Origin of the sequence: Sphingobium sp. (assembly GCF_003248505.1) — a bacterium.
GTDB lineage: Bacteria > Pseudomonadota > Alphaproteobacteria > Sphingomonadales > Sphingomonadaceae > Sphingobium.
Map to the genome: position 1 here is coordinate 26,630 of NZ_QFOA01000009.1, position 19,263 is coordinate 45,892.

Here is a 19,263-nt window from a genome sequence, read left to right on the forward strand (position 1 = left end):
GGGACCTCCAGTGGTGTCGTGGGCATAAAGCTGCCTTGCGGTGGAAGTCCCATGGGGCAGCGGACGGTCGATATATGCTGAGGGGTCCCCCCTGTAAAGCGCATGTGTAAATTTTGTTGCGCAGGAGGCTACGAAACGTGCGTCAGGAGAGACGAGCCTTGAAGTCCATATAGGAAAACGACTTTATTTCAGTCAGTTGATTGGTATCGCTGTTCCACAGCCAGATGGCTGGAAGCGGGACGCCGTTGAAGGTGTTGGTCTTCACCATCGAATAATGCGCCTGATCCAGAAACGCGATCCGCGCGCCCGGCTCCGCGCCGCCGGGGACTCGATAATCGCCGATGATATCGCCTGCGAGGCAGGACGGTCCGCCCAGCCGGGTGACAGGGCCTTCCGCCTGCTCATGCAACATGGCCGGGCGGTAGGGGGCCTCGATCACGTCAGGCATATGGCAGGTGGCGCTGATGTCGGTAATGGCGACAGGCATGCCGTTGTCGATCACGTCGAGGATCTCGCCGACCAGAATGCCCGCGTCGAGCGCCATTGCCTCGCCCGGCTCGATATAGAGGTCAAGCCCGGTCTGTGTCTTGATCCGCTGGAGGAACGCCACCAGTTGGTCGATCTGGTAGTCTGCTCGGGTGACATGATGGCCGCCGCCGAAGTTCAGCCATTTGAGGCCGCCGACATGCGGCATTACCCGCGATTCGATGGAATCCCACGTTCGTTGCAGCGGCTCGAAATCCTGTTCGCACAGATTGTGGATGTGAAGGCCGGACACGCCCTCCAGATGTTCCGGGCGAAGCTGGTCCACCGGAAAGCCCAGGCGGCTGTGCGGTTGCGACGGGTCGTATTTTGGAACCTCGCCCTCAGCGTGCAGGGGGTTGAGACGCAGCCCGATGTCGAACCCGTATCCCTCCGCCCGGGCGGCGTCGATGACCGGCTTCAACCGGGCGATCTGGCCGGGGCTGTTGAAAATGACATGATCGCTGATCTTGAGGATTTCGGCGAGGTCATCCGGCTTGTAGGCGGCGCAATAGGTTGCGACTTCACCGCCATATTCTTCCCTGCCGAGGCGCGCTTCGTAGATGCCGGAGGCGCACACGCCATCGAGATATTCCGCGACCACGCTCCCCAGCGACCACATCGAAAAGGCCTTGAGCGCGCCCAGCACCTTAATCCCGGCGCGTTCGCCGATGTCGCGGAGAACGGACAGGTTGCGGCGGATCGCGACCTCATCCACCACGAAGGCAGGAGAGGGCACGCGATAGAGGTCGAAGCGGGCGAAGGCGGCAGGATCGCCGGCGCGGGTTTCCATAACAGCATAACTCCGTCACCCCGGCGGATGCCGGGTCTCGGACAACAAGGCGCGGCAATGCCGCCGGATCGTCAGAAATCCAGCGGAGCGTCGAGTTCCTTCACCTGCCACGGCAGGCCATGCTTATTTAGCATATCCATGAACGGATCGGGATCGAACTGTTCGATGTTGAACACGCCTTCGCCCTTCCACGCGCCAGTCAGCATCATCGCGGCACCGATCATCGCCGGAACGCCGGTGGTATAGCTGACCGCCTGGTTGCCGGTTTCGGCATAGGCGTCCTCATGGTCGCAGACATTATAGACGTAGACGGTTTTTTGCGCCCCGTCCTTCTCGCCTGTCGCGATGTCGCCGATGTTCGTCTTGCCCTTGGTGGTCGACCCCAGGCTCGACGGTTCGGGCAGCACGGCCTTGAGGAACTGGAGCGGGATGATTTCCTGGCCGTTGTACATGACGGGATCGATCCGCGTCATGCCGACATTCTGGAGCACTTCGAGATGCTTCAGGTACGCATCGCCGAACGTCATCCAGAAGCGGATGCGCTTGATCTCGGGATAGTGGGTGGCGAGGCTTTCAAGCTCCTCATGATACATGAGGTACATGTTCTTTTCGCCGACCTGATCGAAATCGAACGTCTGCTTGTGGCTGAGCGCCGGGCCTTCGACCCATGCGCCGTCGGCCCAATGCCGGGACGGAGCGGTTACTTCGCGAATGTTGATTTCAGGGTTGAAGTTGGTGGCGAAATGCTGGCCGTGATCGCCGCCGTTGCAATCGAGAATGTCGAGCGTGTCGATGCGGTCGAGCAGATGCTTCTTGATATAGCTGGCAAAAACGCTGGTGACGCCGGGGTCGAAACCCGATCCCAGGAGCGCCATGATGCCCGCTTCCTTGAAACGCTCCTGATAAGCCCATTGCCAGCTATATTCGAACTTGGCGGTATCGCGCGGTTCGTAGTTGGCGGTGTCGAGATAATCGGTCTTGGTCGCGAGGCACGCGTCCATGATCGCCAGATCCTGATAGGGCAGAGCGAGGTTGACGACCAGCTTGGGCCGAACCTTCTCGATCAGCGCGATGGTTTCATCCACATTGTCGGCATCGACCTGCGCCACGTCGATGGTGACGCCGGTGCGCGACTTCACCGATTCGGCGACCTTTTCGCACGATATGATCCGGCGGCTGGCCAGCGTGATGTGGCTGAAAATGTCGGGATTCATCGCCATCTTGTGAACTGCGACGGAGCCGACGCCGCCCGCGCCGATGACCAGAACCTTGCTCAATTGCTTCTCCATTCTCGTGACCGCGGGACCCGCGCGAAAGCGACCATATAGGGGCACCGAATGACAGCGCAAAGTCAGTTGAGAGGCCGCATTTTCCGTCCCCCTGTCTTTTGGGGCAGCGATGCGGCGATCTGCGAGTTGGAGCGTTGAGGCGACATCCCCGCGGGACGGGGAGAAATGTTGGAAGGAAGCCTCCCCATGAAAGTTTCACATCTTTCGCTCGCCCTTGCCGGCGCGTTGATGGCAGTCGGCGGCGCGGTAGTGGCGCAGCCCGCCAAGCATCACGGCGCGATGAAGCCCAATCCGATGGTAGGCGGTGCGGCAATGCTCCCCACCAAGGACATTATCGACAACGCCGTGAATTCGAAGGATCACACCACTCTGGTAGCGGCGGTGAAGGCCGCCGGCCTCGTCGACACGCTGAAGGGGCCGGGTCCCTTCACGGTGTTCGCACCCACCAACCAGGCCTTCAAGAAGCTACCTGCCGGCACCGTCGACAAGCTGCTGAAGCCCGAAAACAAGGCGCAGTTGACGAAGGTGCTGACTTACCATGTCGTACCCGGCAAGCTGAATGCGGCTGACCTGATCGCGCAGGCGAAGGCGAACGGCGGCAAGGCGACTCTGACCACGGTGCAGGGCGAGCCGCTGACCGCCTGGGTGCAGGGCCCCAATGTCTGGCTGCAGGACGCCAAGGGCGGTAAGGCCAAGGTGACCATCGCCGACGTCAACCAGTCGAACGGCGTGATCCACGTCATCGACACGGTTCTGATGCCGTAAAAAATCCGGTGCGAGGTGGCTGGCGACATCAACGGGTTGCCGGCCGCCTGTGCGCCATATTTTGCGACGGTGGCATCGAGAACGCCGCCGATAATCTCGCTTTTGCCTCTCCCCAAATTTTCGTGGCCTGCTAGACGCTCTTCCTCCGATCCTGGAGAAGGGTATCGCTTTGGACAGCCAGACTATTTTGACAATCGCGCTCCTCATGGGGCTCGGCGCGATGTTGTATACGGCTGTAGGTCATGCCGGGGCATCGGCCTATCTTGCGATCATGGCGCTGTTCAGTGTCGCCCCCGCCACGATGAAGCCCACGGCTTTGGTCCTCAACATCTTGGTGGCGACGTTCACCAGTTTTCGGTTTATCCGGGCCGGGCAGTTCGATCTGCGATTGGCTTTGCCTTTTATTCTTGGCGCAGTGCCGCTCGCTTTTCTGGGCGGCGGCGTCCACTTGCCGGGCGAAACCTATCGCCCTCTGGTCGGCGTCATCCTTCTGATAGCAGGCGCGCGGCTGCTTTGGCCCCGGCCACTTGCAAAACAAACAGAGATACGACGGCCTCCGATCTGGGCAGCGCTCGGCAGCGGGGCGGGGGTCGGCCTGTTGTCCGGTCTGACCGGGACCGGCGGCGGGATTTTTCTGAGCCCGATCCTGCTGTTTTTCGGATGGGCACTACCGCGCCAGGCGAGTGCGACGGCGGCGGTGTTCATCCTGTGCAACTCGATCGCTGGCCTCGCAGGCAATTTGTCGAGCGTCGGTCGCCTGCCCGCCGAGCTGCCCTATTACATCGCGGCCGTGGCGGCGGGCGCTGCCATCGGCACCAGCCTGGGCGTCAAGCGCCTGCCAAGCGGGCGGCTATTGCAGCTGCTGGGCGTCGTGCTGCTGATCGCCGGCGGGAAGCTTATCTTCACCTGACCGGTCTTCACACGACAAGCTTTTTCAAACCGGCGATGCTGTCTGCTTCATGGGCGGGCTTATCCTTACGGATGCGGGCGATCCGGGGGAAACGCATGGCGAGGCCGGATTTGTGCCGCTTGCTGTCATGGATGGAATCGAACGCGACCTCCAGCACCAGTGACTTTTCCACCTCCCGCACCGGGCCGAAGCGGTTGACGGTGTTCTGGCGCACGAAGCGGTCGAGCCATTTCAATTCCTCGTCGGTGAAGCCGGAATAGGCCTTGCCCACCGGCAGCAATTCGCCGTCCGGCGTCCAGCACCCGAATGTATAGTCGGAATAGAAGGACGACCGTTTCCCGTGCCCCCGCTGCGCATACATCATGACGCAATCGGCGGTCAGGGGGTCGCGCTTCCATTTGTACCAGAGCGCGGCCTTGCGGCCCGCCACATAGGGGCTGTCGCGACGCTTGAGCATCACGCCCTCTATCGCGGCGTCGCGGGCGCCTGCCCTGATGTCGGCGAGCGCCCCGAAACTGTCGGCTTCGATCACATGGGACAAGTCGAACCGACTTGCGTCGAGGCTCGACATGAAGCCTTCCAGCCGGGCGCGGCGGTCTGTCCAAGCAAGGGCGCGCAGATCGTCCGTTCCTTCGATCAGCAGGTCGTAAAGGCGCACGAAAGCAGGATAATCCTCCATCATTTTCGTCGTGACGGCCTTGCGCCCCAGCCTCTGTTGAAGTGCGTTGAAGCTGGCGGCCTCACCACCCTGAAATTCGCCCCGCACCAGCAATTCGCCATCGAGCACCGCGTGCCCGCTGAAGGCAGCGGCGATTTCCGGAAAACTGCCGCTGATGTCATCGCCAGCGCGGCTGTAGAGGCGCGTTTCGCTTCCTGTCCCGACGATCTGGATGCGGATGCCGTCCCATTTCCATTCTGCGGCATAGTCGGTCAGGTCGACGCTGTCGGCCTCGAGCGGATGAGCGAGCATGAAGGGACGGAAATAAGGTGTGCCTTCCGGGTCGGGGCGTGCCGACCGACCCTCTGCCCACTCGAACAGTGCATCATAGGGCGGGGAGAGGGCGTGCCAGACCTGCTCCACATCGTCCACGTCCAGCCCGAACGCCTGCGCGAAACCGGTCTTCGCAAGGCGTGCCGAGATGCCGACGCGCAAGCCGCCGGTCGCAAGCTTCAGAATCGCGAAGCGGCCCGACGCATCGAGATGATCCATCATGGCGGCCAGGGTTTCGGGCGCAGCGGCGCGGCTGACGCCGTGCAAGCGGTCGATGACGGCCGACAGGCTGAGCGAACCGTCGTCGACCTCGGGCGGCTGTTCGTCTCGCCTGGGCCACAGCAGGGCGACGGTTTCGGCGAGATCGCCTACATAGTCCCGGCTCATTTCGAACAGCACGGGATCGACGCGGGCGCGGATCATCTCGCCGATGGCGGAGGACTTAACGGCTTTAAGGTCAAGGTTGCCGGTCAGCGCCGCAAGCGCCCATCCCCGGTCCGGGTCGGGAGCGCTGCGCATATAGGCGGCGATCAGGTCCAGCTTGCCATTGCGCGAGCGGGTGTAGACGAGGCCGTCGAGCAGTTGGGAAAACGCGCGCATTCAGCCCTCGTCCTCATCCTCGCGTCCCACCAGCGCCAAGGCGCGGGCGCGAATCTGGTGGGTCATGCACCAATGCAGCAAGGCCTCCTCGCGGCCATGAGTGATCCACGTTTCGGTCGGCGCGACTTCACGGATGGTGTCGGTCAACTCATCCCAGTCGGCATGGTCGGATATTACCAACGGCAGTTCGACATTCTTCTGCCGCGCCCGTTGACGCACGCGCATCCAGCCGGATGCCATGGCGGTGATCGGATCGGGCAGGCGGCGGCTCCAGCGGTCGTTGAGCGCGGAAGGCGGCGACAGGACGATATGGCCGCGCATATCCTTTGCAGGGACGCCGGTGGCCGGGCGCAGTTCGCCCAGATCGACGCCGAAATCCCGATATAGTGCGCACATGCGTTCTAGCGCTCCGTGGATATAGATAGGCCTGTCGTGGCCACGACCGCGCAATTCGCTGATGACCCGCTGTGCCTTGCCCAGGGCATAGGCACCGACCAGGACGCATCGGTCGGGATGGGCGTGGAGCGCGACGAGCAACCGGTCCATTTCGCTGCCCGTGTCGGGATGGCGGAAGACGGGCAGGCCGAATGTGGCTTCGGTCACGAAGATGTCGCATGGGACCGGCTCGAACGGCAGGCAGGTCGGATCCGGGCGGCGCTTGTAATCGCCGGTCACGACCACACGCTCGCCCGCATGTTCCAGCAGGATCTGCGACGATCCCAATACATGGCCCGCCGGCACATAGCGGATGCGCACGCCGCCCATCCGCACTTCTTCGCCATAGGGCACCGCCGTTCCGCTGGCCGTTCCATAACGCAGCGCCATGATCGCCAGCGTTTCGCGCGTCGCCCATACGTGGCCATGCCCCCCGCGGGCATGGTCGGCATGGCCGTGGGTCACCAGTGCCCGTTCCTGCGGCAGCGACGGATCGATCCAGGCGTCGGCCGGGCGGACATAGATGCCGGTGGGGTGCGGTTCGATCCAGTGGGCCATGGCGCTACAAGATGGGATTCGCGCTCCCGGTTCCAAGTCGGCCCGTCATCGTGGCGTCACGGATGCGTCACGCAGGCGACACGCCCATGTCCTATCGGCCCGCAAGCGACCCGGCAGCGAGGAGTGGGACATGGCAGCAGCGACGCACGGCAAGGTGACGAAGGCGGTGCACCGGCACCGGCATCTGTCGAAACAGGGGCTGCTGGAACGCGCTTTCACCTTCGCGTTTCGCGGGCTGGTTTACGCACAGATTTGGGAAGACCCCGCAATTGACATGGAAGCACTGGCAATTACGCCCGATTGCCATGTCGTGACCATCGCATCGGGCGGGTGCAACGTGCTGTCTTACCTGACGGCGGACCCGGCGCGCATCACGGCGGTCGATCTCAACACCGCGCACATCGCGCTCAACCGGCTGAAGCTCAAGGCCGCGCAGACGCTGCCCGATCACGAGAGTTTTCATCGTTTCTTCGCGCGAGCGGACGACAAGGCCAACATCGTTGCCTATCGCGATTTCGTCGCCCCGCATCTCGACGAAGCGACGCGGCGCTATTGGGAAGGGCGCGATCTGACCGGTCGGCGGCGGATCGGCGGTTTCGCGCGGGGGATTTACCGACATGGGCTGCTCGGACGGTTCATCGGCGCGGCACACTGGCTGGCAAGGCTGCATGGCGTCGACCCGAAACGGATGCTGGACGCGCGCAACCGCGAGGAACAGCGCGCGATCTTCGAAACCGAGTTGGCACCGATTTTCGACCGGGGCTTCGTGCGCTGGTTGACGAGCCAGCCGGCTTCGCTGTTCGGCCTCGGCATCCCGCCGGCCCAGTTCGAGGCGCTGGCAGGAGACGCGCGGATGGACAGCGTGCTGAAGGCGAGGCTTCAGAAACTGGCCTGCGACTTCGACCTTCGGGACAATTATTTCGCGGTGCAGGCGTTCGGGCGCGGCTATGACGGGGGCGAAGGGCCGTTGCCGCCCTATCTTCAGTCCGTCAACCACGCTGCCGTGCGCGCGCGTGCCGGGCGGGTGGACGTACGACACATCAACTTCACCGACTTCCTCGGCAGCCAGCCCATGGCGTCGTGCGACCGCTATATCCTCCTCGACGCGCAGGACTGGATGGACGACGGCCAGTTGAACGCGCTCTGGGCGCAGATCACGCGGACGGCCAAGCCCGGTGCCCGCGTTCTGTTTCGCACCGCGGGGGAGCCCAGCATTCTGCCGGGGCGGGTCGTCGACGATGTGCTGCGCCGCTGGGATTATCGTGCCGAGGCGTCACTCGATTATACGGCGCGCGACCGCTCGGCGATTTACGGGGGCGTTCACCTCTATGTGCTGAAGGACGCGCCGTGAGCGATCATGGCGGGCTGATGGATGGCGTCTACCGTTATCAGCGGCACATTTACGATCTTACCCGGAAATATTATCTGTTGGGCCGCGATGGGTTGATCGCCGACCTTTCCCCGCCGCCGGGCGGCAGTGTGCTGGAGATCGGATGCGGGACGGGCCGCAATTTGATCGCGGTGGGGAAGGCTTGGCCGAAGGCGCGGCTCTATGGCATCGACATCAGCGAAGCGATGCTGGACACTGCACGCGCCGCCGTGGCGAAGGCTGGAATGACCGAGCGTGTCATGCTGGCGCGGGCCGATGCCTCCCACTTCGAGGCAATGGCGTTGCTCGGACAGGAGCGGTTCGACCGGGTCTTCATCAGCTATGCGCTGTCCATGATCCCGGACTGGCAGGCCGCGCTGGCTCAGGCTTCGAAATGCGTCGCGCCGGGCGGGCGACTGGAGATTGTCGATTTCGGACAGCAGGATCGTCTTCCGCGATGGTGGAAACGCCTGCTGTTGCGGTGGCTGGCGGCGTTCCATGTCTCGCCGCGCGCCGATCTGGCCGCAGCGACCGTTCAGGCGGCGCGCAATGTGGGCGGCGAGCCTGCTGTCGATGCGCTCTATTATGGTTACGCTGTCAGGGCGAGGATCAGTCGTCCCGCGCTTGCCTGACGCCAGGGGCGATGTTTCCCCGTTGGCGCCGACCGGTCAGGCGGCGCGGCGTTCCGCCTTTTCCAGTTCCAGCCGGTCCCAGATTTCGACGAGTGCGGACACGAGGTCGCGCATCATCTCTTCGGTATGCGCCGGTCCCGGGGTAAAGCGCAGCCGCTCGGTACCGCGCGGTACGGTCGGGTAATTGATGGGCTGCACATAGGCGCCATATTCGGCAAGGAGGATGTCGCTGATCCGCTTCGCCTTTACCGGATCGCCGACCATCAGCGGCACGATGTGCGTGACCGACGGCATGACCGGGAGACCGGCGTCTGCCATCAGTGCCTTCAGCTTGGCGGCGGAGGCCTGCTGGCCTTCGCGTTCGTCGGTCGATTGCTTGAGATGGCGCACGCTTGCCAGTACACCGGCTACCAGCACCGGCGACAGCGAGGTGGTGAAGATGAAACCGGGCGCATAGCTGCGGATGACGTCGATGATCATCTGGTCAGCGGCGATATAGCCGCCCATCACGCCGAACGCCTTGCCCAGGGTTCCTTCGATGATCGTCACACGACCGGCGACAGCATCCCGTTCCGAAATGCCGCCACCGCGCGGGCCGTACATGCCCACGGCATGAACTTCGTCCAGATAGGTGAGGGCGTTATATTCGTCGGCCAGATCGCATATGGCGGCGATCGGGGCGATGTCCCCGTCCATCGAATAGACGCTCTCGAACGCGATCAGCTTGGGCGCATCGGGGTCTTCGGCCGCGAGCAGTTCGCGCAGATGATCGACATCGTTGTGACGGAAAACGCGTTTTTCGCAGCCCGAATTGCGAATGCCGGCAATCATGCTGGCGTGGTTCAACTCGTCGGAAAAAACGATGCAGCCCGGCAGCAGCTTGGCGAGCGTCGAGAGCGTCGCTTCGTTGGAGACATAGCCTGATGTGAAGAGCAGCGCACCTTCCTTGCCATGCAGGTCGGCGAGTTCCCCCTCCAGATCGACGTGATAATGGGTGTTGCCGCCGATATTGCGCGTGCCGCCCGAACCAGCGCCGACATCGTGGAGCGCTTCTTCCATCGCGGCGACGACCTTGGGGTGCTGTCCCATGGCAAGATAGTCGTTGGAGCACCAGACGGTAATGGGTTTGGGCCCATTATGGCCGTGGAAGCAGCGCGCATTGGGGTACGCGCCCTTGTTTCGCAGGATGTCGATGAAGACCCGATAGCGGCCCTCGCTATGAAGCCGGTCGATCGCCTGAGAAAAGATATGCTTGTAGTTCACTACGCTCGTCTTCCCATTCGTTCGCGCGGCCTTTGTCCGCTGCCTCATCCCCTGCCGTGGATGCCGCACTACCTATACCCTGAGTGCTTTACCAGTCATAAAAGCCCTAGGGATACCGTAGAATCCCTATCAGTCTGATCGAAGCGGCGCGCCATTGGACAAAAGGCCCCAGCGGTCACAGTGCCTCGATATCGAAAAGGCCATAGGCTGCAAGCGCGGGCCGCAGCGCAGCGATGCTGTCGTCGAGGCGGGTGAAAACGGCTACGCCCGGTGGCGCTTCGTCGGGCCAAGGCTGCCCGTCCGTGAGAAAGGCGATCCGCCGTGCGATCCCGTCTCCGCCGTGGACGAAGCCGATCGGACGGGGCGAAGCGGCGGCAAGTTCGGCCTCGACCAGCGGGAAATGCGTGCAGGCTAGGACGACCATGTCCATCCTGTCGCCTCCGGGCTGCCGGATAAGGCCTGCCAGCGCATCGCTCGCGACCGTCGGGTCCAACGTTTCCCCTCGCAGCTTCGCTTCCGCCAGTTGCACCAGCGCCGCCGATCCGTGACGCAACACCGTGCAATCCGTGCCATGTTCGGCTGCAAGACGGTCGACATAGGGCTGCCGGACGGTCGCGTCAGTTCCCAGCACACCGAAGACACGGCTTCTGGACAGGAGGGCGGCGGGCTTGATCGCCGGGACCGTGCCTACCACAGGAATGTCCAGTGCCGCCCGCACATGCTGAAGCGCGATGGTGGACGCGGTGTTGCACGCGATGACGGCGAGGCGCGGGCGATAGCGTTCGACCAGGCGACCCAGCAGCGCCGGCACCCGCGCGGCGATTTCCGCCTCGCTCTTGGTGCCGTAAGGAAACCCCGCGCTATCGGCGGCATAGACGATGGGCGCGGTCGGCAGAGCGGCGCGCGCAGGCGCCAAGATCGACAATCCCCCGACACCGGAATCGAAGAAAAGGATGGGAGCATCTGGCGCGACCGTCATCGCGCCGGTGTCGCGGCAGCGGGCTAGAGTGTCAATGCCCGGCCCCGGCAAGATCGATTAGGCAAGATTTTACCCTTCCTCTTTACCGTCCCGGTTTCAACGGGGACCTGCGGGCGAATGGACGGGCAAGAGGGTAGGCTGCATTTTCCGGCGCTGGACGCTCTGCGAGGCATCGCGGCTGTCGCGGTAGCGCTGTTCCACGTTCCCGCCTTTGTCGGGGGTCAACTGTTTCCGAGCGCCTATCTCGCGGTCGACCTGTTTTTCTGCATCAGCGGGGTGGTGTTGGTGCAGGCCTATGGCGGCAGGCTCGCGCACGGGGGCAGTCGATGGCCGGTGTTGCGCGCGCGTATCGTGCGGCTCTACCCTATGGCGCTGCTGTCTGGACTGTGCAGCCTGATGTTCCTGTTGACCTTGAGCGAGCATCGGTCGGCCCTGATGCAGGGCGCTGGGGCGGTGCCCTATCTGCTCAACCTGTTGCTTATCCCCTGTCCGCTGGACGGCAGTGGATCGGGCGACCTTTACCCGCTCAATTTCGTCGCATGGACGTTGTTGGCGGAACTGCTCGTCAGCCTGTGCTTCATCGTACGACCGCGGTGGTTCCTCGCGCCCCGGACAACGCTGGTCGTCGCGTCGCTGGCGCTCGTAACGCTGATCTTGAGCGTGGGCAGGGCGGGGCATCTCAATCTTGGCTTCAACGCAGAACAGTTCCCTGCGGGCATGGGGCGCGCCGTTTTCTCCTTCGCGGTCGGCGCTGGAATCGCGCAGGCCCGGCGCAACGGTCTGTTGTCATGGACGAGGGTTTCTCCGTCTCTGCTATATTGCCTAACGATTGCGATGCTGTGCGCCGCTCCCCCGGAAGGCTGGCGACCCGCCTACGATCTGATCGTCGTCGCTACCCTGGTCCCAGCGATCGTGGCATGCGCCTGCATGGCGAAAGTGGATGGGCTTATGCAGCCGATTGCTGCCCTGTTGGGAAGCGCATCCTATCCCCTCTATCTGCTGCAGGTGCCCCTTTCCGCTTTCGCCGCGTCGCTGGTCGCGGCGTTGGGCATCGGTAGCGGCTCCATCGCGCTGGGCCTGGGCTTTGCCTTGGGGTTGGTGGTGACGGGTCGGTGGGTCGACGTCCATATCGACCGACCGGTGCGGCGATGGCTGACCGAGGCGCGCCTGCCCAAAGCATCGGCCTTGGCGTAAGAGCGCAAGCAGAGCCAATCTCGCCTTGCCACGGGCGGCGGGCCGCTTATGGTCGCGCCAACTCCAAATGGCGGATTTCATGACCCCTCCCTGGCTTCTTCCCGCGTTCGTTCTGATCCTTGGCTACCTGCTCGGTTCTATCCCGTTCGGCATCATCCTGACGCGCATCGGCGGCGCAGGCGATCTGCGCCAGATCGGATCGGGCAATATAGGTGCGACCAATGTGTTGCGCACGGGGCGCAAGGGGCTGGCGGCGGCGACCCTGCTGCTCGACCTGCTGAAAGGGGCCGTCGCGGTCATCGTCGGTGCATGGCTCATCGACGGGGGCGGGCCGATGGCGGGCGCGATGGCGTTCATCGGCCATTGCTACCCCGTCTGGCTGCGCTTTGCCGGGGGGAAGGGCGTGGCGACGATGATGGGCGTGGTGTGCGCGCTCCTTTGGCCCGCAGGCATCGTCTTTGCGGTCGTGTGGCTCGGCATGTTGTTCGCAACGCGCTGGTCCTCGGTCGGCGGCATATCGGCGGCGGTGAGCGCGCCGGTCGCCATGTGGGCATTCGGTCGGATCGATCTGGTTCCCGTCGCCCTGGCAATGGCGCTCATTCTGCTATGGCGGCATCGTCAGAACATCGCGCGGTTGATGACGGGCACGGAGCCCAAGATCGGGTCTGAAAAGGGGTGAGCGAGGGCGAACGGTTCGACCGCCTGCGCCTCATCCGCTCGCCGCGCATCGGCCCGGTCAGCTACAGGCAATTGCTGGCACGCTTCGGCTCCGCCGGCGAAGCGTTGCGCGCGATCCCGATGCTGGCGCAGCGCGGCGGTGGACGGGCCAGCGTGGCGGACACAGGCGCAGTCGAGCGGGAGATCGCCGCGAGCAGGGCTTTGGGCGCGCGTTACCTTTTGATGGGCGACGCGGATTATCCCGTGCTGCTCGACCAGATGGAGGGCGCTCCGCCCGCGCTGATCGTCAAGGGGGATGTCGCGCTGACTTCGCGGCCCTGCGTGGCTATCGTCGGTGCGCGCAACGCTTCGGCGGCGGCATGCCGCTTCGCCCGCACGCTGGCACAGGATCTGGGTCAACGCGACGCTGCGGTCGTATCCGGCCTTGCCCGTGGGATCGATACAGAGGCGCATCGCGGGTCGGTTGCGAGCGGCACCGTCGCCATCATCGCCTGTGGGATCGATATCGTCTTTCCGCCGGAGAACGCGGCGTTGCAGGCTGAAGTCGGCGAACATGGCCTGCTGGTGACGGAACATCCGCCCGGCGTCCAACCGCTCGCCCGGCATTTTCCCGCCCGAAACCGAATCATCGCCGGGCTTTCGCTGGGCACGGTGGTGGTCGAGGCCGCGCCCAAATCCGGTTCTCTCATCACCGCGCGCCTGGCGGGTGAGGCGGGGCGGGAAGTGATGGCCGTGCCCGGCTCTCCGCTCGATCCGCGTGCGCAGGGATGCAACGAACTGATCCGGCAGGGCGCGACCCTGGTGCAGAACGCAGCGGACGTGATGGAGGCGATTGGCGGCTTCGATCCGCGCATGGTCCGGCAGCAGAGCTTCGGCTTTCTGGGCGAACCCGTTTCGAGCGACGTGACGCCGTCCGAACGCGCGTCGGTATTGGGTCTGCTCGGTCCCGCGCCGGTCCCGGTGGATGAGGTCATCCGCCTGTCGGGCCTGTCGCCCGCGGTGGTCCAGACCGTACTTCTGGAGCTGGAGATGGGCGGCCGGCTGGAGCGTCATGCAGGCGGGCGGATCAGCCTGGTCTAGAAGCCTCTGGCGCTTGGCGTGCCGCTTGCCTACATCAGCCCTGGTTGACGGGGGGCGCCGCCGCCCATCACACTCGCGCGTATACGTGAGAGATTTCTAACCGGGGCAGTCATGCAGCTTGTCATCGTCGAATCGCCGGCCAAGGCGAAGACCATCGAAAAATATCTGGGCGGCGATTTTCACGTCCTTGCCAGCTATGGCCATATCCGCGACCTCCCCGCCAAGGACGGGTCGGTCGATCCCGATAACGGCTTTTCGATGTCGTGGGAGAATTACGGCGACAAGGGCAGGCAGCTCAAGGCCATCGCCGACGAGGCGAAGAAGGCCGACCGCCTGATTCTGGCCACCGACCCTGACCGGGAAGGCGAGGCGATCAGCTGGCATGTGCAGGAGGTGCTGCGTGCCAAGAAGGTGCTGCCGCAGAAGGTCGACCGCGTCACTTTCAACGCCATCACAAAGCAGGCCGTCACTGAGGCGATGGCGCATCCGCGCGCGCTGGACGAAGATTTGATCGACGCATATCGCGCGCGCCGCGCTCTCGACTATCTGGTGGGCTTCACGCTTTCGCCCGTCCTCTGGCGCAAGCTGCCGGGCGCCAAGTCGGCGGGGCGCGTGCAGTCGGTTGCGCTGAGGCTGGTGGTCGAGCGGGAGCGTGAGATCGAAAGTTTCGTGCCCCAGGAATATTGGTCGGTCGCCGCCGAGATGGAGCAGGGCGGGCAGACCTTCACCGCGCGCCTCATCCGCTGGAAGGGCGAGAAGATCGAACGGCTGACCATCGGCCGCGAAGGCGATGCGATGGCTGCGAAGGCGGATGTCGAAGCCGGGCGTTTCACCGTCGACCGGGTGGAGACCAAGCCGCTCACGCGTAATCCGCCGCCGCCCTTCACCACCTCGACCCTGCAACAGGAAGCCGCGCGCAAGCTCGGCTTTTCCGCCAGCCATACGATGCGGATCGCGCAGCAGCTCTACGAGGACGGCGCGATCACCTATATGCGAACCGACGGCGTGCAGATGGACGGCAGCGCCATTTCTGCCGCGCGCAAGGCGATTGCGGAGCGGTATGACGGCGGCTACCTGCCCGAAAAGCCGCGCCAGTATCAGACGAAGGCGAAGAATGCGCAGGAAGCGCACGAAGCGATCCGCCCGACCGAATTCGGTCGCGACAAGGTGGGCGGCGGCGATCATGCGCGCCTCTACGACCTGATCTTCAAGCGGGCGCTGGCCAGCCAGATGGCTTCGGCGCGCCTGGAGCGCACGACGATCGACCTGGTCGACGGCACGGGACAGCACGCGCTGCGCGCGACCGGGCAGGTGGTGATCTTCCCCGGCTTCCTCGCGCTGTATGAGGAAGGGCGCGACGACAGCGACGACGACGATTCGAAGCTGTTGCCGCGCATGGGCGAAGGCGATGCCCCCGCCAAGAAGAAGGTGAGCGCCGAACAGCATTTCACCCAGCCGCCGCCGCGCTATTCGGAAGCGTCGCTGGTCAAGAAGCTGGAGGAACTGGGTATCGGCCGTCCTTCCACCTATGCGTCCACGCTTCAGGTGCTCAAAGACCGCGATTATGTCCGCATCGAAAAGAACCGCTTCTTCGCGGAGGAAAGCGGACGGCTGGTCACGGCGTTCCTCGAACGCTTCTTCGAACGCTATGTCTCGTACGACTTCACGGCGGGGCTGGAGGAGGAACTGGACGACATTTCCGGTGGCCGCGCTCAGTGGCAGGAAGTGCTCGAAGCCTTCTGGCGCGACTTCAAACCCAAGACCGCCGAAGTCATGGAGCAGAAGCCGTCCGACATTACGGCAGCGCTCGACAAGTTTCTGGAGCCGATGCTCTTTCCGCCCCGGGCGGACGGGTCCAACCCGCGCGCCTGCCCGCTGTGCGAGGACGGGCAATTGTCGCTGCGCGGCGGACGGTTCGGCGCGTTCATCGCCTGCTCCAGCTATCCCGAATGCAAATATACGCGCAAATTCGGGCAGCCGGGTGGCAAGGAAGGCGAGGATACAGGTCCCGAAATGCTGGGACAGCATCCTGAAACCGGGCAGGATATCGTCAGGAAATCCGGACGCTTCGGGCCCTATATCGAGATGGGCGAGGGCAAGGAAGCGAAACGGGGGTCAATCCCCAAGGATTTGCCGGATGGCGAATTGACGCTCGATTGGGCGGTAAAGCTGCTCAGCCTGCCCCGTGAGGTCGGAATGCATCCCGAAACGGGCAAACCCATCGTCGCCAATATCGGGCGGTTCGGACCTTATTTGTTGCATGACGGCAAATATGGGCGGCTGGCGAACACGGCGGAGATTTTCGAAGTCGGCATGAACAGCGCTGTCGCCAAGCTGGCCGATGCGGCGAACAAGGGGGGACGCGGATCGTCCGCGCGCGAACCGCTCAAGGTGCTGGGCAAGCACCCGCGCACGGAGGCGGAAATCAAGCTGATGGCGGGCCGCTATGGCCCTTATGTGACGGACGGCACCACCAACGCGACGCTGCCCAAGACGATCGAGCAGGAGGCGCTGACGCTGGAAGAAGCTGCTCAACTGATCGACGCGCGGGCGGCGGCGGCTCCGGTCAAGAAAGGCAAAAAGGCACCGGCGAAAAAGGCCGCGCCCAAGAAGGCGGCGGATAAAAAGCCCGCCGCGAAGAAGGCGCCGGCAAAGAAAAAGGCGGCGGCGGAATAACCGCCGCTGCCGGGCCTCAATCCACCCAATCCAGGCCGATGTCACGGTAGATGAAGCGGTCGTCCTCCCAATCTTCCTTCACTTTGACGTGAAGGTAGAGGTGGACTTTGACGCCCAGCAACTGCGACAGTTCGGCCCGCGCTTTCGATCCGATTTCCTTGAGACGCTGCCCTCCCTTCCCCAGCACGATGGCGCGTTGGGTCGGGCGAGCAACGAGGATCTGCTGGTGGATTTCCACCGATCCGTCCTCGCGCTCCTTATACTGCTCGGTATCGACGGCGGCGGCGTAGGGCAGTTCGGCGTGCAACTGATGATAAAGCTGCTCGCGGGTGATCTCCGCCGCCAGCATCCGGTCGGTGGCGTCGGACACCTGATCTTCGGGGAAATGCCACGGTCCCTGCGGCATCGCGTTCGCGAAGGCCGTCTTGAGTTCGGCAAGCCCGTCGCCGGTCTGGGCGGAGATGAAGAAAGTTTCCTCGAAACCGACGCGCTCATACAACCTCTGGGTGTGAACCAGCAGCTTCTCCTTGATCGCGATATCGACCTTGTTGAGCACCAGCCATTTGCGTTCGGGCCGATGGATCAGCGCCTCTACGATGGGCTCCATTTTGGGCCCCAGGCCCGCCTTGCCGTCCACGATCAGCGCAATAAGATCCGCCCCCTGCGCGCCGCCCCAGGCCGCCTGCACCATGGCACGATCAAGTCGCCGCCGGGGCGCGAAGATGCCCGGCGTGTCGACCAGTACGATCTGCGTATCGCCCTCGATGGCGACACCCATGACACGGGTGCGCGTGGTCTGCGCCTTGGGACTGGTGATCGCTACCTTTTGCCCGACCAGTGCGTTCACCAGCGTGGACTTTCCTGCATTCGGCGCGCCGACGACGGCGATCACGCCACAGCGTTGATCTTGTTCAGAAACGTTCAATTGATGCTCCGTTCGGCACCCCGGTCGATTACGGGGGGACGTCGATGTCTAGGGGATTTGCCGGGAAAGCGGAAGCGGCTCAACCCGCCAGCTTGTCCAGCAGCGCTTTGGCCGCTGCGGTTTCCGCTTCCTGTTTCGATGCGCCGGTGGCGCTCGCCTCGCCTGCATTCTTGATCGAGACGGTAACGGTGAAGCGCAGCGAATGCTGCGGCCCTGACCGGTCGGTCAGGATATATTCCGGCGGCTTGCGCTTGTTGGCCGCGGCCCATTCCTGAAGCGCGGACTTGGGGTGGCGTGGCGCGCTGGTCTGCGTGTCGACGCGGTCGCCCCAAAGGCGGCGGACGAGCGCGCGCGCTTCCTCCAGTCCTCCCTCCAGATACAGCGCGCCGATGAGCGCCTCCATCACGTCGCCCAGCACATTGTCGCTGCCCGCCGCGCCATCGTCCCGCGCTTGCTTGCCGAGGATCAGATGCTTGGGCACGCCTACGTCGCGAGCAATTTCCGCGCAGGTTTCGCCGGACACGAGGGCATTGTAGCGGCGCGACAGCTTGCCTTCCGGCTCGTCGGAAAAGCGGTCATAGACCCATTCCCCGATGAGCAGGCCCAGCACCCGGTCGCCCAGAAATTCGATCCGCTCATAATTGGCCGGGCTGGCGCTGCCGTGGGTCAGCGCCTGTTCGAAGGCAGCGCGGTCCATGGGTGGACGGCCGATCAGATCTTTCAGCCATCCATCGGTGTCCGGCCGGGGAACGCTCACATTCAAAAGCCTTCCCCGATGCGGCTCCACCGTGCAGCGGAAACCCATGTCCAGGGCAGCAGCCAGTTGGCGCTGCCATCGGTCGAAAAGACGGAAATCAGCGCCTTGCCCACCAGATTCTTTTCAGGAACGAGGCCGATGCCGCCGCCTTCGACCGCGGGAAAGCGGCTGTCGGCGCTGCGGTCGCGATTGTCGCCCATCATGAAGAGATGGCCTTCGGGCACCAGCACCGTATCGCGATCGTCCGCCGCGCCGTCCGGCACGAGGTCGAGAACGTTATAGCTTTTCCCCCCAGGCAGCGTCTCGCGATATTGCGGGTAGCGGCACTGGCGCCCGCCGCCGGGCGCGGCCTCCTCGAAATTGGGGCGGTAGCAGGGGGAGGGCGCGCCTTCCTTGGTCGCGGCGTCCACCATGTTGGGCGTTACCGGGATGACGAAGTCCGCTACCTTCTGCTTGGGGATCGCCTGGCCGTTCAGATAGACCGTGCCGCCGCGCACCGCGATCATGTCGCCGGGCAAGCCGATCACGCGCTTGATATAGTCGTTCTTCTGATTGGGCGGCGCCTTGAACACCACCACGTCGCCACGCTGCGGCGTCGAGGCGAGGATGCGTCCGGGGATCAGCGGCACGCTGAAAGGCAGCGAATAGCGCGAATAGCCGTAGGGCCATTTCGCAACCAGCAGATAGTCGCCGATCAGCAGCCGCGGCTGCATCGATTCCGACGGGATGTTGAAGGGCGATACGATGAAGCTGCGCAGGATGAAGACGAACAACCCCAGCTTGACGAGAAACCAGAGGAAATCCCGTGTTTCGGATTTGGCGGTCATGGAGGGTGCGTTTCGTCCTT

General features: G+C 63.8%; 17 protein-coding genes. 8 read left to right on the forward strand and 9 right to left on the reverse strand.

Annotated elements, in window-relative coordinates:
- Positions 1–142: 142 nt before the first annotated feature.
- Together DI606_RS05805 and DI606_RS05810 are read right to left on the reverse strand one after the other, a co-directional pair.
- Positions 143–1,315: a carboxynorspermidine decarboxylase gene (locus tag DI606_RS05805; RefSeq protein ID WP_293980520.1), complete on the reverse strand. Its 1,173-nt coding sequence runs from the start codon at positions 1,313–1,315 to the stop codon at positions 143–145.
- A 71-nt stretch (positions 1,316–1,386) separates the two neighbouring features.
- Positions 1,387–2,592 carry a saccharopine dehydrogenase family protein gene (locus tag DI606_RS05810; RefSeq protein ID WP_293980522.1) on the reverse strand — a complete coding sequence of 402 codons (1,206 nt, stop codon included), beginning with the start codon at positions 2,590–2,592 and terminating at the stop codon, positions 1,387–1,389.
- Positions 2,593–2,790: 198 nt separating this feature from the next.
- Here DI606_RS05810 and DI606_RS05815 point away from each other — a divergent pair, with 198 nt between their 5' ends.
- Together DI606_RS05815 and DI606_RS05820 are read left to right on the forward strand one after the other, a co-directional pair.
- Complete coding sequence (locus tag DI606_RS05815; protein ID WP_293980523.1) at positions 2,791–3,369, forward strand: fasciclin domain-containing protein; 579 nt, start codon at positions 2,791–2,793, stop codon at positions 3,367–3,369.
- A 169-nt stretch (positions 3,370–3,538) separates the two neighbouring features.
- Positions 3,539–4,279, forward strand: coding sequence for a sulfite exporter TauE/SafE family protein (locus DI606_RS05820; RefSeq protein WP_293980525.1), 741 nt, complete (start codon positions 3,539–3,541; stop codon positions 4,277–4,279).
- A gap of 7 nt (positions 4,280–4,286) precedes the next feature.
- Here the strand turns inward: DI606_RS05820 and DI606_RS05825 are convergent, their stop codons facing one another.
- Positions 4,287–5,870, reverse strand: a complete 1,584-nt coding sequence (locus DI606_RS05825; protein ID WP_293980526.1) for a cisplatin damage response ATP-dependent DNA ligase — start codon at positions 5,868–5,870, stop codon at positions 4,287–4,289.
- A complete protein-coding gene (locus DI606_RS05830; protein ID WP_293980527.1) occupies positions 5,871–6,863 on the reverse strand; it encodes a ligase-associated DNA damage response exonuclease in 993 nt (330 codons plus the stop codon).
- Between the two features lie 130 nt (positions 6,864–6,993).
- Between DI606_RS05830 and DI606_RS05835 the strand changes: the two genes are divergently transcribed.
- Positions 6,994–8,214 carry a DUF3419 family protein gene (locus tag DI606_RS05835; RefSeq protein ID WP_293980528.1) on the forward strand — a complete coding sequence of 407 codons (1,221 nt, stop codon included), beginning with the start codon at positions 6,994–6,996 and terminating at the stop codon, positions 8,212–8,214.
- Complete coding sequence (locus tag DI606_RS05840; protein ID WP_293980530.1) at positions 8,211–8,864, forward strand: class I SAM-dependent methyltransferase; 654 nt, start codon at positions 8,211–8,213, stop codon at positions 8,862–8,864. Before DI606_RS05835 ends, DI606_RS05840 begins: the two co-directional genes overlap by 4 nt.
- A gap of 36 nt (positions 8,865–8,900) precedes the next feature.
- Here the strand turns inward: DI606_RS05840 and hemA are convergent, their stop codons facing one another.
- Together hemA and murI are read right to left on the reverse strand one after the other, a co-directional pair.
- The gene (gene hemA / locus DI606_RS05845; RefSeq protein WP_293980531.1) at positions 8,901–10,127 is read right to left on the reverse strand and encodes a 5-aminolevulinate synthase; all 1,227 of its coding nucleotides are present in this window, start codon (positions 10,125–10,127) and stop codon (positions 8,901–8,903) included.
- 175 nt (positions 10,128–10,302) lie between these two features.
- On the reverse strand, positions 10,303–11,106 hold the full coding sequence (murI, locus tag DI606_RS05850) for a glutamate racemase (protein ID WP_293980533.1): 804 nt from the start codon (positions 11,104–11,106) through the stop codon (positions 10,303–10,305).
- Positions 11,107–11,223: 117 nt separating this feature from the next.
- Between murI and DI606_RS05855 the strand changes: the two genes are divergently transcribed.
- The 4 genes from DI606_RS05855 to topA all read left to right on the forward strand — a co-directional run bounded on the left by DI606_RS05855 (position 11,224) and on the right by topA (position 16,734).
- On the forward strand, positions 11,224–12,300 hold the full coding sequence (locus tag DI606_RS05855; protein WP_293980534.1) for an acyltransferase: 1,077 nt from the start codon (positions 11,224–11,226) through the stop codon (positions 12,298–12,300).
- Between the two features lie 79 nt (positions 12,301–12,379).
- Positions 12,380–12,979, forward strand: coding sequence for a glycerol-3-phosphate 1-O-acyltransferase PlsY (gene plsY / locus DI606_RS05860; protein WP_293980536.1), 600 nt, complete (start codon positions 12,380–12,382; stop codon positions 12,977–12,979).
- The gene (dprA, locus tag DI606_RS05865; protein WP_293980538.1) at positions 12,976–14,058 is read left to right on the forward strand and encodes a DNA-processing protein DprA; all 1,083 of its coding nucleotides are present in this window, start codon (positions 12,976–12,978) and stop codon (positions 14,056–14,058) included. The genes plsY and dprA overlap by 4 nt, the downstream gene beginning before the upstream one ends.
- A gap of 111 nt (positions 14,059–14,169) precedes the next feature.
- The gene (gene topA / locus DI606_RS05870) at positions 14,170–16,734 is read left to right on the forward strand and encodes a type I DNA topoisomerase (RefSeq protein WP_293980540.1); all 2,565 of its coding nucleotides are present in this window, start codon (positions 14,170–14,172) and stop codon (positions 16,732–16,734) included.
- A gap of 16 nt (positions 16,735–16,750) precedes the next feature.
- Here topA and era read toward each other — a convergent pair whose 3' ends face one another.
- The 3 genes from era to lepB form a co-directional block, all read right to left on the reverse strand.
- Positions 16,751–17,659 carry a GTPase Era gene (gene era / locus DI606_RS05875; protein WP_293980542.1) on the reverse strand — a complete coding sequence of 303 codons (909 nt, stop codon included), beginning with the start codon at positions 17,657–17,659 and terminating at the stop codon, positions 16,751–16,753.
- A gap of 79 nt (positions 17,660–17,738) precedes the next feature.
- Positions 17,739–18,464, reverse strand: coding sequence for a ribonuclease III (gene rnc / locus DI606_RS05880; RefSeq protein ID WP_293980544.1), 726 nt, complete (start codon positions 18,462–18,464; stop codon positions 17,739–17,741).
- On the reverse strand, positions 18,419–19,243 hold the full coding sequence (lepB, locus tag DI606_RS05885; RefSeq protein WP_293980545.1) for a signal peptidase I: 825 nt from the start codon (positions 19,241–19,243) through the stop codon (positions 18,419–18,421). The genes rnc and lepB overlap by 46 nt, the downstream gene beginning before the upstream one ends.
- Positions 19,244–19,263: the final 20 nt, after the last annotated feature.

Bases quoted from the DNA above. Each gene is read 5' to 3' on its own strand.
- DI606_RS05805 (WP_293980520.1), bottom strand. From the start codon at position 1,315: ATGGAAACCCGCGCCGGCGATCCTGCCGCCTTCGCCCGCTTCGACCTC.
- DI606_RS05815 (WP_293980523.1), top strand. From the start codon at position 2,791: ATGAAAGTTTCACATCTTTCGCTCGCCCTTGCCGGCGCGTTGATGGCA.
- DI606_RS05825 (WP_293980526.1), bottom strand. From the start codon at position 5,870: ATGCGCGCGTTTTCCCAACTGCTCGACGGCCTCGTCTACACCCGCTCG.
- DI606_RS05830 (WP_293980527.1), bottom strand. From the start codon at position 6,863: ATGGCCCACTGGATCGAACCGCACCCCACCGGCATCTATGTCCGCCCG.
- DI606_RS05835 (WP_293980528.1), top strand. From the start codon at position 6,994: ATGGCAGCAGCGACGCACGGCAAGGTGACGAAGGCGGTGCACCGGCAC.
- murI (WP_293980533.1), bottom strand. From the start codon at position 11,106: ATGACGGTCGCGCCAGATGCTCCCATCCTTTTCTTCGATTCCGGTGTC.
- DI606_RS05855 (WP_293980534.1), top strand. From the start codon at position 11,224: ATGGACGGGCAAGAGGGTAGGCTGCATTTTCCGGCGCTGGACGCTCTG.
- plsY (WP_293980536.1), top strand. From the start codon at position 12,380: ATGACCCCTCCCTGGCTTCTTCCCGCGTTCGTTCTGATCCTTGGCTAC.
- topA (WP_293980540.1), top strand. From the start codon at position 14,170: ATGCAGCTTGTCATCGTCGAATCGCCGGCCAAGGCGAAGACCATCGAA.
- rnc (WP_293980544.1), bottom strand. From the start codon at position 18,464: ATGGGTTTCCGCTGCACGGTGGAGCCGCATCGGGGAAGGCTTTTGAAT.
- lepB (WP_293980545.1), bottom strand. From the start codon at position 19,243: ATGACCGCCAAATCCGAAACACGGGATTTCCTCTGGTTTCTCGTCAAG.